Source organism: Bacillus pretiosus (genome assembly GCF_051294775.1).
GTDB classification, from domain to species: Bacteria; Bacillota; Bacilli; order Bacillales; family Bacillaceae_G; genus Bacillus_A; species Bacillus_A wiedmannii.
Genome location: NZ_JBPPHF010000529.1, coordinates 1 through 284, shown reverse-complemented (window position 1 = coordinate 284; position 284 = coordinate 1). Strand labels below are relative to the sequence as shown.

The window sequence follows — 284 nt, the reverse complement described above, 5'->3', positions numbered from 1 at the left end:
TGGTTAAATAATTCAGAACGACTATCTAAGCGATCACGGTAGCTCATCTTTATCACCTCGTGTAGGTAGTTAATTTTTTAGGTTGTACCTGAACTATTCTTCCTGCTGATTTGCAGCACGCATACGTTCTTGTGGGTGCGTGTTAATTGTGCCGTTAGGTCGTTTCGAAGCGAAGCGTGATTTCGCTTTCGGCTGACCATCGATGTTGCTGTTGTTTTTTGACTCAGACCAAAATTCGGCTTGTTTACCCATTGCGAACGCCCTCCTCATCATCAGTTGATACC

1 protein-coding gene is annotated in these 284 nt (G+C 44.0%); it reads right to left on the bottom strand.

Features of this window, described 5'->3' with window-relative positions; genetic code table 11:
• Positions 1-93: 93 nt before the first annotated feature.
• Positions 94-252, bottom strand: a complete 159-nt coding sequence (locus ACSG5Z_RS32025; RefSeq protein WP_435712963.1) for a small, acid-soluble spore protein K — start codon at positions 250-252, stop codon at positions 94-96.
• Positions 253-284: the final 32 nt, after the last annotated feature.

Bases quoted from the DNA above. Each gene is read 5' to 3' on its own strand.
- ACSG5Z_RS32025 (WP_435712963.1), bottom strand. From the start codon at position 252: ATGGGTAAACAAGCCGAATTTTGGTCTGAGTCAAAAAACAACAGCAAC.